The sequence below is a fragment of the Shewanella gelidii genome, from assembly GCF_014647855.1.
GTDB lineage: Bacteria > Pseudomonadota > Gammaproteobacteria > Enterobacterales > Shewanellaceae > Shewanella > Shewanella gelidii.
This window is the reverse complement of the sequence record NZ_BMPZ01000018.1, coordinates 1-15231: the sequence shown is the minus strand read 5'-3', so window position 1 is coordinate 15231 and position 15231 is coordinate 1. Positions and strand designations below refer to the sequence as shown.

7 protein-coding genes and 2 tRNA genes are annotated in these 15231 nt (G+C 44.0%); all 9 read left to right on the top strand.

Going from position 1 to position 15231, the window contains the following annotated elements; genetic code table 11:
* The first annotated feature begins 50 nt into the window (after window positions 1-50).
* Window positions 51-126 (top strand) — tRNA-Glu (locus tag IEY18_RS17060).
* A 35-nt stretch (window positions 127-161) separates the two neighbouring features.
* Window positions 162-237 (top strand) — tRNA-Ala (locus IEY18_RS17055).
* Between the two features lie 373 nt (window positions 238-610).
* Window positions 611-2224, top strand: coding sequence for an Ada metal-binding domain-containing protein (locus IEY18_RS17050; protein WP_229780016.1), 1614 nt, complete (start codon window positions 611-613; stop codon window positions 2222-2224).
* Window positions 2225-2268: 44 nt separating this feature from the next.
* On the top strand, window positions 2269-2808 hold the full coding sequence (locus IEY18_RS17045) for a methylated-DNA--[protein]-cysteine S-methyltransferase (RefSeq protein WP_188923056.1): 540 nt from the start codon (window positions 2269-2271) through the stop codon (window positions 2806-2808).
* A 76-nt stretch (window positions 2809-2884) separates the two neighbouring features.
* Window positions 2885-4180 (top strand): DEAD/DEAH box helicase, encoded by a 1296-nt coding sequence (locus tag IEY18_RS17040; RefSeq protein WP_188923054.1) that lies wholly within the window; start codon window positions 2885-2887, stop codon window positions 4178-4180.
* 121 nt (window positions 4181-4301) lie between these two features.
* Window positions 4302-4772, top strand: coding sequence for a dual specificity protein phosphatase family protein (locus IEY18_RS17035; RefSeq protein WP_188923052.1), 471 nt, complete (start codon window positions 4302-4304; stop codon window positions 4770-4772).
* A gap of 273 nt (window positions 4773-5045) precedes the next feature.
* On the top strand, window positions 5046-5939 hold the full coding sequence (locus tag IEY18_RS17030; protein ID WP_188923050.1) for a chemotaxis protein CheV: 894 nt from the start codon (window positions 5046-5048) through the stop codon (window positions 5937-5939).
* 168 nt (window positions 5940-6107) lie between these two features.
* The gene (gene sstT, locus IEY18_RS17025) at window positions 6108-7328 is read left to right on the top strand and encodes a serine/threonine transporter SstT (protein ID WP_188923048.1); all 1221 of its coding nucleotides are present in this window, start codon (window positions 6108-6110) and stop codon (window positions 7326-7328) included.
* A gap of 533 nt (window positions 7329-7861) precedes the next feature.
* Window positions 7862-15231: thrombospondin type 3 repeat-containing protein (locus IEY18_RS17440; protein ID WP_229780015.1), on the top strand; the 7370-nt coding region annotated here is incomplete at its 3' end.

Genomic DNA, 15231 nt, shown 5'->3' with positions numbered 1-15231 from the left:
AGGTATCAATGAGTATTCACTCCCTTACGGAGTCTAAACGTAAGACCGGCGTCCCATTCGTCTAGAGGCCTAGGACACCGCCCTTTCACGGCGGTAACAGGGGTTCGAATCCCCTATGGGATACCATTTATTTATGGTTTGTTGTTGATAAAACAGCAAATGGGGCCTTAGCTCAGCTGGGAGAGCGCAACACTGGCAGTGTTGAGGTCAGCGGTTCGATCCCGCTAGGCTCCACCAAACAACCTGTGATTTACATAGGTTAAAGAAACCACCGTAAGGTGGTTTTTTGCGTTTAGCATTGCAAGCTTTCCTTGATTAGTGTTGTTCATCACCTATGTTTGTTCGTGTTTTATCTTCAACGTGCGCCCAAGCGTCATTCTTTTACTGCCCGCATATTTGTGAATATATGCTTTGAAACTACAATATCGAATGCCTTTCAGTTCCTACTTTTGTTGCACATTCACCACAAGCCTGATGCTATTCCAAACTTTGCTTGAAGCAGGGGAAGCATGCCTTTAACCATCAGTTCCGATTTCCGCTAGTTGCCAACACAAGAAATGGTTACAGTAATACAACCTTCTGCCTAGTGATAATTAGGAACGGTATATTAATGAAGAATGATGAAAGCGGCGAAGAGCAAATGGAAATGACGAGAGGTTTGCTTTCGCCGGATATTTGCAGAAAGGCACGCCTTGCTCGTGACGCTCGTTTTGATGGCTTATTTTTTACTGGCGTCACCAGCACAGGGATATATTGCCGCAGTATATGTCCTGCCGTTCCACCGCTAGAAAAAAATGTCCAATATTTTTTTTCAGCGATAGAAGCTTCAACCGCTGGGTTGAGACCTTGCCTGCGCTGTCGACCAGATAGTGCCCCGCATTCAAGTGCATGGAAAGGGAAAAATACGACGCTTGAGCGAGCCATGTACATTCTTGAGCAGGGAGAGCCACTAAATCGCTCCGAAGCTAATGACAAGTCATCACGAGGGAAGGGGACTGTTGCAAACTTATCTGAGCGATTAGGGATCTCTGAGCGTTATCTGCGACAGCTATTTGCCAAATCTCTTGGTGTTTCGCCGAAGCAATATGAAACATATTGTCGCTTGTTGCTAGCGAAGAGCCTGTTACATCAGACGAGTTTACCCATCACCGAAGTTGCGTTTGCATCTGGTTTTAGTAGCATCCGACGTTTTAATGAAGTCTTTCAACAGCAATTGCAGCTATCACCCACTCAACTGCGCCGAAACGCCCGTGTGGATGAGCGTTCAAGAAACCTAGATGCAAGCCTGAGTTTTTACTTAAGCTATCGTCCTCCGCTGGATTGGATGTTACTCATATCGTTTTACCAGAAACGTCTTGTTGAAGGCATGGAGTGGACCTTTTGCCCGAATAGAGAACAAAGTGAAGCCAAAGGGAGGCAAAACCATGAGTACCGAGATTCAAGCTCAGAGGTTTTGGGATATGGCCGCAGTTTCTCTACCCAAGAGGCCTCTGGGTATTTTGAGGTGCTTCCTATACTTTCGGAAAATCGGGTCAAAGTGACCTTGTATCTTGCAGAGCATCCACGTGCGAGCTTGATGCCGGTTATCAATAAAATTAGACGTTTACTGGATCTCGATGCCGATATGATGCAAATAGAGCAAGCGATTACTCGTTGTACAGGTTTGCAAAAACCATTTATTCCTGGAGTGAGAATTCCCGGTGTTTGGTCTGTATTTGAAGCAGGCTGTCGCGCGATACTGGGTCAGCAAGTCAGTGTTGAGCAAGCTGTAAAACTGGTAAACATATTGGTGGAACGCTATGGGCAACCTATAGAAGTAAATGGTCGTCAGCTGAAATTATTTCCAAGCCCTCATCGCTTAGCGAATGCCACTTTAGAAGAACTGAAAATGCCCCAAGCGAGAAGGGATGCTCTAATTGCTTTGGCTACCAAAGTCGCGTTAGAGCCTGATGCAGAAGTATCGACTTGGTTATCTGTGAAAGGAATTGGTCCGTGGACGGTTGCATATGCCAGAATGCGTGGCAATTTTGAGTCTGATGTTTTTCTAGCCACTGATTTAGTGATTAAACAGCAATTGAAATCAATTTACTTTAACCCTGAAGCAAGCCAAACGAGTGATACGATACAGAGCGTCAGCGAGCGGGTTGCACAACACATTTCCCCCTGGGGGAGCTATGTCACCATGATGCTCTGGCATCGAGCGAGTATGAGCGTTCTTCGATAGTTTGATAATGCTTATGGCGATGAATATTAAGGAGGAAATCGAACGTGTTTAATCAAAAGTCTTTCTGTGTCAACAAAAGTGAACTGGCAGCGCTGTCTCAAGACGTACTACCTTCTCCTTGGGGAAATATATTGATTCAAGCGAATGCCTATGGCGTGTGCCGACTGGCTATCGTTGCTGAAGATGTGTGCGACTTAGTTCTCCCCGATAATCAAAAGAGGTTAAGCTACTTAGTTGAAGCGCAAAGGCATGTTGAGCAAGCAAAAGAGGAGCTTTCTCAATACCTGAACGGTCAGCGTCATGAATTCTCTGTCGCTTTGGCGCCATGGGGCACGGAGTTTCAGCGTCAAGTCTGGCAGTCTCTTTTAAAGGTGCCTTATGGTGGAGTTTGCAGTTATGCCGATATTGCTGAGGATATCGAAAATCCCAACGCGGTTAGAGCTGTTGGCGCTGCAAATGGCCGCAACCCCATCGCGATTATCGTACCCTGTCATCGGGTTATCGGAAAAAATGGGAAATTAACTGGGTATGCCTATGGTTTATCGATGAAGCAGGCATTGTTGCAGTTAGAGCAGAGTGCTTAGTTTGCGCAAATAGTAGTAAGGCTTTGTGCTGTGATGGGGTAGAATAGCCGCTAATATCGTTTCCTAGTGTGCCGTCATGACCCAACATTTACCATCCAGCCAAGTAGCCCAAGTTGAATTTAAATCTTTCGCATTGTCAAAAGCCCTTATAGAGCGGATTGATGCATTGGGATATCGCCATCCCACAGCGGTTCAACAAGCAAGTATTCCTATTATTTTGGATGGTGCGGATTTGCAAGCCCACGCCAAAACTGGCTCGGGTAAAACGGCTGCGTTTGCTTTACCTTTGCTGCATTTAATGGAAAACAATGAGACAACGTACGATGCTCGTGAAGCCCGTTGTTTGGTGTTGGTGCCAACTCGCGAGCTAGCTCAACAAGTCGCGGATAGCTTTATGAGTTACGGCGCAGGTTTAAATGGCGTTATCAAAGTTAGAGCCGTATTTGGCGGTGTTTCTGTTAATGAGCAAATGCAAGTGTTAGGGCGTGGTGTGGATGTGTTAGTCGCCACTCCCGGACGTTTACTTGATTTGGTCAAGCAAAACGCAGTTCAGCTAAGCAAGATACAACATTTAGTTTTAGATGAAGCGGATCGCATGCTGAATTTGGGCTTTCAAGAAGAGCTTGCGGAGCTGTTGGATATGCTTCCGAGTCAGAAACAAACTTTGTTCTTCTCTGCGACCTTTCCAGAAGACGTTGCTGAGCTCTCACATCGTTTACTACAAGCACCACAGGTTGTGTCGGTAGAAAATCAAGTGAGTGCTCAGCAGTTAGTGCAGCGAGTGATTGAGGTGAATCGCAATCAGAAAACTGCGTTGTTGATGCATATGCTGTCTACGGAGCCTTGGCGTCAGGTGCTTGTTTTTGCGAGTGCCAAAGTAAGTTGTAATCGTCTCCAGACCAAACTGAAACAATCTGGGATTGAAGCCAAAGTATTCCATGGTGATCAAGCTCAAGGCAATCGAACGAAGGTGCTGGAAGATTTTAAAAATGGAGATATTCGGGTTCTGATCGCAACTGATATCGCTGCGCGTGGTATCGATGTTGAGAGCCTTGATGTTGTCATCAATATGGAGTTGCCACGCAGCCCTGCTGACTACATGCACCGGATTGGTCGTACAGGCAGAGCAGGAAAATCTGGTTTAGCGATTTCTTTGATTAGCCATGATGAGTACCAACATTTTCAGCTGATTGAAAAGAAAAATAAATTACGCTTAAAACGAGAGCATATCCCTAATTTTGAACCGGATCTAGAAGCGCCGGCAGACTGCCCATCTCGGAAACCTAAACCTGTCGCCAAGCCAGCTGGTACCGGTAAAAAGAAACGAAAGAAAAACGAGCAACTTAATGCTGAGGTTTGGGGTAAAAAATAGTTTTAACAGCCCCCATCGCGGACTTTTTTTGGTTTTAAGATCTGACTGAGTTCTGAGTTTGTTCTTAAACGTTGTCGTTCGTCGCAGTATTAAACGTAACAAGTAAAATAGGTAAAGTAACATGCAACACCTTTTTTGGTTAGAAGAGGGAAAGATTGCTGGGCGCAGTGGCCCAAACAAGGAACCGTGGAACCTCGCTGAATTGAAAGCTGCCGGAATCGATTCGGTGCTTTCTGTCAATGATGGCGAATCATGTGATTTAACAGACTTTGTGGCCAATGATATTCATTACGCGTGCGTGCCCTTTACGAGTAATATTCCGCCACTGGAAGGTGATTTAGAGGATTGCGTAAGCGCTATGCCGACTGCTTATGCATTTATTGAGCAACAATTAAATTTGGGGCGAACCGTGTTAATCCATTGCCGTTCAGGCAAAGATAGAACCGGTTTAATGATGGCCTATTATTTAATGAAAACGGGTACCGCGCCGCTGCATGCGGTCAGCCAAGTGCGGAGTGTTCGCGATATCGCCTTTAGTGCTGAAGGTTGGGACCAATTCGCATTTGATGTGCTTTATGCACTGCAAGACTGATGCTTTTATGGCTTGAGTTCAATTTATTATTGTTTTTAATCTCTTTATATTAAAAATTACCAATGATGGCCGATAGTTAAATGTGGTTATGACATAACACAGCATTTAGGAACCCTTGGTTATCTTGCTTCTATTTAGGAGTTGTTGCTCATTGAAGTTGCTCACTGCTTTTTGAGCGTGGTACACAAACTCTGTGAAATTGGAATGATTACCTAATGAATGCAAGTGTTAAAGTAATGAAAACTTTTTATTTAATGAGAAGCGAATAGTTTTATGAAAAGTAAGGCAAGTCAATCCCAAGGGTTACTGTTGTTTAAGCTCTCTCAAAGACAGACGTTTGCATTAGGAACGTTAAAAATTAGAGAGCTGGTTTCGTATACGCCGCTAAATGCAATTCCGCAATCTCATCCGACAATTCTTGGCGCTGCGACGATAAGAGGGCATACCATTCCGGTAATCGATATGGCTGCTGCAGTCGGTTATCCGCCAATACCTAAAGAAGAGCTTTCACAGAGCTATATTGTGATTACGGATTGCCAGCGTATGGTGATTGGCTTTCTAGTTCGCGCCATCGATAAAATCATAGAGTGTAATTGGCGCGATATTGAGTCTCCACCGGAAAATTTGGGGACGAGTGCCTATTTGACAGGTGTGACTCGTTATGAAAATGAGTTAGTGCAACTCCTTGACGTCGAATTACTGCTTTCAAAGGTCTTCCCCGATAACCCTGAAACGAATCGAGCAATTTTGACCGATGTTCAAAGGGAAAAGCTAAAGCCTTTGAAAATTCTATTGGTCGATGATTCTAAAGTTGCAAGAAAACAGCTTTCTGATGCTTTAGATTCAATTAATATTCCTTATTTAGTGACATCAGATGGCAAAGATGCTTTGGAAATGATGGCTTCGCTGGCGGAAGAACATGCACCTATTGACCTCTTAGTTAGTGATATTGAAATGCCTGGGCTCGATGGTTATGAACTTGCTTTTGAAGTAAAAAACACCCCAGCACTAGCGGGTGCGTACATTATTTTACATACGTCTTTATCAAGTGAGATCAGCGTCAGTCAAGCACATCAAGTGGGGGCAAATGAAGCGTTAACTAAGTTTGATGCGCATGAACTCATTAGTGCAATGTTGCGTGGCGCGGAGGCGCGAGGGAAAATGTAGTTTAGAATATTGCCTTTTTACCTATCGCTCACCCATGTAAATGTGGTGGGCTTTTTTATGTGATTACATTTAATGTCTGGACAATTGCGAAGTGATTCGATACAACCTAGATATCAAATAAAAGTAGAAAAATATCTACTACTCTCAACAAATTAAATGGGTTGCGCAATGAGTAAAAAATCTAATGTGCTTGCAAAAATTGCAAGTGGCAGTCTAGTGCTGCAAATTCTCGTCGGAATTGTTGCTGGTATTTTATTGGCCGTATTCTCAGAAACCACGGCCTTACAGGTGGCATTTTTAGGGAGCTTGTTTGTTGGTGCACTAAAAGCCATCGCTCCAATTCTTGTCTTCGTGCTTGTTGCTTCATCGATTGCCAATCAAAAGATTGGTGCGCAATCAAATATTCGACCAATTATTTCACTGTATCTTGTGGGAACATTTGCCGCGGCATTAACGGCAGTCGTCATGAGTTTTGCATTTCCAACAGCATTAACACTAGTCACGGAAGCACAGGGTACCAATCCTCCGCAAGGGATCGGTGAGGTTTTGAATACATTACTCTTTAAAATGGTCGACAACCCGGTGAATGCTCTTGTGACGGGTAACTACATTGGTATTCTAGTTTGGGCGGCAGGACTCGGTTTTGCGTTACATAACGCATCAGACAGTACCAAACAAGTGTTGCATGATGTGAGTCATGGTGTGACTTTTATGGTTAAGTTTGTCATTCGACTTGCACCGATTGGTATTTTTGGCCTTGTGGCAAACACAATCGCTCAAACAGGGTTTGAGGCGCTAGCTGGTTACGCACAGTTATTGGCGGTACTACTCGGCTCAATGTTGTTTATTGCTCTTGTCGTGAATCCTTTGATTGTATTTTTAAAGATTGGCAGAAACCCTTACCCCTTGGTGTTGACCTGTTTACGCGAAAGTGGCGTCACTGCGTTTTTTACCCGTTCGAGTGCTGCGAATATTCCTGTAAATATGGCGCTGTGTGAGCGTCTTGAATTACATGAAGATACTTACTCTGTGTCAATTCCTTTGGGCGCGACCATCAATATGGGTGGCGCGGCGATTACCATTACGGTGCTTACATTAGCGGCCGCCCATACGATAGGTATTCAAGTGGATATGCTAACAGCGTTACTATTGAGTATTGTGGCATCAATCTCTGCATGTGGGGCATCTGGTGTTGCTGGAGGCTCTTTGTTACTTATCCCCCTTGCCTGCAGTCTATTTGGTATTTCCAATGACGTGGCGATGCAAGTTGTCGCCGTTGGTTTTATTATTGGTGTTGTTCAGGACTCTGCAGAAACCGCTTTAAATAGTTCAACTGATGTTATATTTACTGCTGCAGCATGTGAAGCTGCGGACACAAATATGGAGTAAGTTTGAAGATAGAGAGTCTTATTTGTATATGGGACTCTCTGTTTTATATTGATTTCGATCAAATAGTTTTTAAATAAATTTTTATCGGTGTTACTTTCCCCTTTTTATATCACTCGGCCTTCTATTCTTCTTTTTATTTACTTAGTGAACAGTTTTTTGTTGAAATTGTTTTGCGTTGAACTTAATTCATTCCAAAGTATTAAATACTCATTTTTGAGACTTCAACAAATATGGTCGTGCTTGTCATTCAAAATCGCTGTGCCCTTTGTTTTGACTGGTTATGCAAGAGTCTGATGTGCTATTTTTTCTGTAAGTTGAAGTATTCGACAGCCTTATAATTCCTCACTTAGATTTCAAAATCTATATCTGGGAAAATAATCAAGATCAAATTACCAACCATAGTTTCTTAAAGATCTGTTGTATTCAGTATAGCATTCGCCTCAAGTGGAAAAATATATTTTCTATGCTCCTTTAGTTTGAGTATGGCTACTTTTCGTTAGTAATTGATGGATTTTGTTTAAAAGGGACACTTCATGAAACTCAGATCTTCTTTAATTGCAAAGAATGTTCGTGCTGCACTTTTTTTGATGCCTGTCGGTTTACTTGTTGCTTGTGATTTAGTTGATAATGATGATGCAAACGCTGTGGCGACGGAACCCACCACTCCCCCAAGTGTTGCTGAGGTAATCGAAATTGGAGGTGGCGGCGTAAAAGGGCCGATGGCTTCTGCAGAAGTTCATGTATATTTAATTGACCCTTCTGCTCCCAGTTTTAAAGGGCAATTGGTTACCAGTGCTGTAACTAACTCCCAAGCCAAAATTGAAGGTTTAAGCTTAGTTGCGCCATACACACCACCTTACTTACTTGAGATTGTCGCGACGGACCATTCTGTTGATATTACGACGGGTCATTTACCCGTTATTCGAACGCTACGTACCGTTATTACTCAAGAAACACTAGATTCTGGACAGGAAATATTTGCAACGCCTTTAACTACGATGGCAGTTGATTTGGCATTTTCCAACGCAGATTTTGCTGAATTGCCATTTTATGGAAATGGTGATGGTTTAGTATCCACTCCGGAAATTTTATCCGCACTTTCTGGTGCGGCAGAGCAAGTGAAATCTACAATGGGCTTTGGCATTGGTGAGGATGTGAATATCTATGATACGCCTCCAATGTTGGTCCAAGAAACTCAAACTTCAGAGCAACAGGCTTCAACTGCGGCCTATCGTAGTGCGGTGGAAGCATTTAGTGCCGTTGTCTATCAAATGCAGCAAGCTGCGGGAGAGTCAGATTCAAGTACTGATGACATTATCAGTGGTATGGCGTCGGATTTATCCGATGGCATGATTGACGGTAATGCCGGTGACGAACCAGTAGAAAGCTATTCCCCTAATTCTTTAGATGTTTTGCAACAAGATCCTGCCACATTACCGATCCCAAATGATCCTGATGGCCGTACTGTTGAAGATGTGAAAGCAATCGTCATCAACGAAACTGAGCAAACAGGCAATAGTGACATTGATACAGAAGAGTACCAGCAGGAAGAGTCTAACGTTGAACTTCAGCCTGCCGAGTCGTCTCCAGATATAGACGGAGATGGTGTTCTGAACAGCTTAGATTTGTTTCCTGAAGATGCTAGTGCAGATAGTGACCATGATGGTGATGGTTTGCCGGATATTGCCTGGATTTTGTCTGACGGTGCTCGAACTAACCAAATTGATCCAGAGAAGTCTGATGCTGATGATGATAATGATGGTGTGGCGGACCAAACGGATGCTTTTCCATTTGATATCAGTGAGCATACAGATACCGATGGCGATGGCATCGGAAACAACCAAGATACAGATGATGATGGCGATGATGTTTTAGATTCAGAAGACGACTTTCCGTTAGATGCCAGTCGATCTTCTGCAACGGATCAAGACAATGACGGTTGGGAAACCGAGCAGGATCCAAATGATGCAGACGCTTCGGTACCGGGGATTTCTTTTATTGATACGGATCAAGACGGTCTCGCTGACTCTGGTGGTAATACGCCTGATCAGGATGATGACAATGATGGTGTTATCGATACTGAAGACGCGTTTCCATTAAACCCACAAGAAACCGCAGATATGGATGGTGACGGTATTGGCAACAATAGTGATCCTGATATTGATGGCGATGATGTTGCTAATGATGAAGATTTATTCCCACTGAATAGTGATGAAACCATAGATACCGACGGGGATGGTACAGGTAACAACGCTGATCTTGATGATGATAATGATGGTTTAACCGATGAGCTAGAATTACTCACCGGTTCAGATCCCCTGAATGCCGATTCCGACGGCGACGGCGTATTTGATGGCGCTGATGTTGCACCGATGGATCCCTCGCAACGGTTTGACAGTGACAGTGATGGAATAGCGAATAGTATTGATAACTGTCCTTTGATAGCCAATTTTTATCAGGTGAACAGCGATGATGATTCATTTGGTGATGTGTGTGATCTTGATGATGATAATGACGGCGTGCTTGATGGCGATGATGACTATCCTCTCGATCCGAATTTATCTGAAAACAATGATGTAGATAATGATGGTTGGCCTGCTGAGCAAGATGTCGATGACAATGACCCAAGTCAGCCAGGAACGATCTTCATTGACTCTGATCAAGATGGTGTTGGGGATACGACTGACCCAGATGATGATAACGATGGTGTCCCAGATGTGGATGACCAACTGCCACTCGATCCCTTTGAATGGCTCGATACCGATGGCGACGGCATTGGCAATAATGCTGATACTGATGACGATGGCGATGGTATACCTGATATTGCTGATGCCTTTCCGCTTAATGCGAACGAGGATATGGATACCGATGGTGATGGCATTGGAGACAATGTTGATACCGATGATGACGGTGATGGCGTTATAGATACACAGGATGCCTTCCCGTTGAACCCCAACGAGAGTGTGGATACCGATGGGGACGGTACAGGTAACAACGCTGATACCGATGATGACGGTGATGGCGTTATAGATACGCAGGATGCCTTTCCGTTGAACTCCAATGAGAGTGTGGATACCGATGGGGACGGTACAGGTAACAACGCCGATACCGATGATGATGGCGATGGTGTTGCAGATACCCAAGATGCTTTCCCGTTGAATGCCAACGAGAGTATGGATACCGACGGTGATGGCATCGGTAACAATGCTGACAACGATGATGATGGTGATGGCGTTGCTGATAATCAGGATGCTTTCCCGGTGAATGCCAACGAGAGTGTGGATACCGACGGTGATGGCATCGGTAACAATGCTGACACCGATGACGATGGTGATGGCGTTGTTGATACGCAAGATGCCTTCCCGTTAAATGCTAATGAGAGTGTCGATACCGACGGTGATGGCATAGGTAACAATGCCGACACCGATGACGATGGTGATGGCGTTTCTGATACGCAAGATGCCTTCCCGTTAAATGCTAATGAGAGTGTCGATACCGACGGTGATGGCTTCGGTAACAATGCCGACACCGATGACGATGGTGACGGCGTTGCTGATGCGCAAGATGCCTTCCCGCTGGATGCGAATGAGAGTGTCGATACCGACGGTGATGGCATCGGTAACAATGCCGACACCGATGACGATGGTGACGGCGTTTCTGATATGCAAGATGCCTTCCCGCTAGACGATAGTGAGAGTGTCGATACCGACGGTGATGGCATAGGGAACAATGCCGACACCGATGACGATGGTGACGGCGTTGCTGATGCGCAAGATGCCTTCCCGCTGGATGCAAATGAGAGTGTCGATACCGACGGTGATGGGGTTGGCGATAATGCAGATGCATTTCCAAATGATGAACTTGAGTGGCTGGATACCGATGGGGATGGTATTGGTGACAATGCTGACATAGCGCCAAACAACCCTAACGTGAGAGTTGGCGGTTTAATGGATTCATTCTACCAAGGTCCGGTTTTCGCGCTATATCAAGATAATGACAATGGTTCACTGAAGTACGGATACGAAAGGTTTGATTTCGACGCGACTGATGGAAGCATGGTTTTTTCCTATTATGCTTTAAATGCAGATTCTTTCATTTTTGAATTACAAGATTCGAGTGACTTTGATGATGAGTTGCTACTGACAGATTCTGGGTGGCAGCACCAAACAAACGACTATCAACTTTCGGAAGTTAACATTGAAGGTGGGATTAAGTTTGTCAACTCATTAAATGACCAAGTGTTGATCAATAGTTTAGCGGTAGATTTAACTAATAGGCCAATTGCCAAAATTTTAGCTGAGCATTCAGAAACCGAATTTAGTCAATTACTTGAGAATGATATTACGTTCGAGCCGACTGCGAACTTATATCAAATATCCTTTACTCAGCTTAATGATGTTTATCGAGTTAAAGCATGTAGTAGAGAGTCCTTGGCAAGCAATGATTGTGATTACGCATATCTCAATGTTGATTCAGCTGACAATAGCTTGGTTAGCCTGACTAACTTAGATGATTTGTTTGTTCCAAATGCTATTAAAGGGACCAACATTGATGAACTTATCTCGATAACACTCTTAAATGAAAGGGGAGTAACGCTTCAAGCTGAGCTGGTAGAATCAGCGGCAGACTATGGTGAAGTAAACTTATTTGTGGTGCCGCAAAGTGATTCTGGCGCTGAAAATGCCAGACGACTCGCATTTCAAGGTCAGTGGGTTCGTAGGCTGGTTTTAGGTAAAGAAATTGTTGAAATTGAACTGCCAGAAAATATTGCTGAAATATCTGGAATGAATCGAGATGAAGCATGGTCAAATCCAATTTTTGCCCTAATCGATGGCCATGTTCAATTAGGCGTGCATATCGCTGCAGGAACATTAGAAAAAGGTCTTGATCTTTGGCTCGACGAACCCGCATTAAATCAAATTGAAGCAGCACTTAGTGTTCAAGATACCGATGGAGACGGTGTTGTCGATGCGTTTGACAATGATGATGACAATGATGGCTTCAATGATTCGGTAGATGCCTTCCCAAGGGATGTGACTGAATGGTTTGATATCGATGGAGATGGCATTGGAAATAACGCAGATAGCGACGATGATGGCGATGGCGTTTTAGATGCTGATGATTTGCATGATCGGAATGCCGAAATTGGTGCGGCTCAACTATTTACCGAAAGCGATTTAGCGTCAAGCTACATAGGTATTTCGCGACAGAGTGTAATTGAACCCCACATAGCCGTTGGCCGTGATGTTAGCCAACTCTTTTCTTTTGCTAGTGATGGTTCGGGCAATCAAACAGGAATTTATGGTTCTAAGCCGTTTACATGGCATATCTCTAACAATATGTTATCGATAGATTTGGCTGAAAAACAAGATGGTTATTCGACAACCAGTGTTCAGCTGCTTGTAAATACCGGTGTTATTACACAACAAAAGGCCAATGTTTATAAAGCGAGCTTTGGAAAAACGATTCAACTGAATAGGGCCGTTACTGGCTATCAATGGTACAAACTTGCAGTTGTTGATGGTCAAGAACGTTTTGCAGAAGTTGAACTCCTTCAATATACACCTTATAACTTTGAGCAATGGGATTCGCTATTTGGTAGCGACGTACCGAATGTTGACGGTCAGATAAGGTCCCTTAAGCAATATGCAGCAGTAGAAAGGCTAGATAATATTCCTTACGCATTTGAAGACGTTTCTGGTCATTGGGTTTTGCCAATTACGCTTTCTTACCGCAGTTTAGTTCCAGATATAATCCACTTTAATCAAGATGGCACGGCAGAAAGTCAGATCGAATCAGCTTCTTTTAGCTGGACTATTTCTCAAGATGGTGCTCTGGAGTTAATGGGGCTTGATGTAAACAACCCAATTTCGATTCGATATCAACAAGTAGAACAGTTTGATGTTGGCTACGGTGTGCACACAGTCGTTGAAACCGCTGATAATGTTTATTCAAGTTATGGCTTAGCTATGAAAACAAGCGGTTCCCTTCCACCCTTCAATATGGTTGATTTTGATTTTGAAAATCAATTTATGATGGGAGCCTGGGCACTATCAGACCCTAATGCTTATGATGATAACGGTCAGATTTATCTTAAGGAATATTATGGCTTCAACTTAAATTCGGGCGGAGTAGCTCAGCGTGTTTGGGGTGAAGATATTCTAAATGGTGTACCAGCAGAAACATGGTTGTGGCAACAGGGAGTGGAAGGTGTTCAAGGCTTGATGCAGTTAGATGCTAATGCTATTGAAAATGGATCTGAATATAGTGGTTGTGATTCTAGTTTAGATAACTGCAATACTTGGCGTCGACGCTTCTGGGTCCCAATTTTACAGAAAAATGAACGTTTGTATGTATTGGAATGGTCAAAATTTAATTCGAATGGTTTTAACTTCCCAAGTCAGCAGGAAAACTGGACTGATTATATTCTTGCTCGAGTGACTTATTATCAAGCTTATCCGCTTGAACTGGATAATGACGGTCTAAGCGGAACTGAGGATTCTGACTGGGATAATGATGGTGTCGAAAATGCCTTAGATGCTTTTCCTAATGATAATCGCGAGTGGCGTGATTCTGATGGAGATGGTCTTGGAGATAATACAGATGTTTTCCCTCAAGATCCTAGTGAACAGTTAGACAGTGATGGAGACGGTGTTGGCAATAACACCGATGCATTCCCATGGGATGCGAGTGAGCAGTTAGACTCGGATGGGGATGGGGTTGGTGATAATCGAGATACTTTCCCGAATGACCCCAATGAGCAGAACGACAACGATGGTGACGGTGTTGGCGACAATGGGGATGCGTTCCCATGGGATGCGAGTGAGCAGTTAGACTCGGATGGGGACGGGGTTGGTGACAACCGTGATGAAATGCCATTGGATGCGACGGAGGTGTATGACACCGATGGCGATGGCATCGGTAACAATGCCGATGACGATGATGATGGTGACGGCATTTTAGATGTTGATGACCCGATGCCATTTGGTGACTTATTGGCGGGGACGATGATTGTTGATCCGGCATTAAGGCAGTGCATCTATGCTTACACCACTGGGATGGTGTCACTCTCACAGCTGAATTATCTTGATTGTTTTGGTACAAGCTATCCGATTACTGATGTAAGTGGAATTGAAGCATTGACGCATGTTGAATGGCTGTCTTTGCAAGAGCAAACTGGCTTGACCGATGTGTCAGCGCTCAATGGCATGGTGCAGCTACGCAGCCTGTCTTTGCATAATTCAGCCGTTTCAGACATTTCCATGTTAACGGATCTGGTTAACATATATGAACTAAATCTGATGGGTACAGGGCTGACTAATATTGATGTGCTCGCTAACTACCTACAGCTCAACTACTTATACTTAGGTGAGCACGTGCGTGATTTAAGTGCCTTACCTGCTGAGTTGCCGTTGTACCATCTGGTGCTGACAGGCCAGCTGGATGACTATCAACAACTGACTAGCTTTGCATCATTGGGCTCATTACGTGTGAATGACCCTAATTTTATTGATGTGAGTCTGCTGAGTAGCTTAAGCGGCCAACTTTACAGCTTATCGTTTGAATCTACGCTTGTGCGCGATTTCAGTGCACTGGCAAATTTCACTCAGTTGAACCAGTTGCAAATCAACCGACAAGCGTCGCTGGTTGATGTGTCGTCTTTAGCGGGACTGACGCAAATCCAATCATTATATCTTTATGATAATCGTCAGTTAACGGATATCAGTGGGCTTGCTGGTTTAGACCAACTGTCTTACTTAAGTCTTGATTACACGGGGGTGAATGACTTAACACCGCTGTTTGGTCTGACGGCGCTGCAGAGTTTAAACATCGAGTATATTCCGCTTACAGATACGAGTCAGATTGACACGTTGCGAGCGAATGGTGTGGAAGTGTGGGGCAA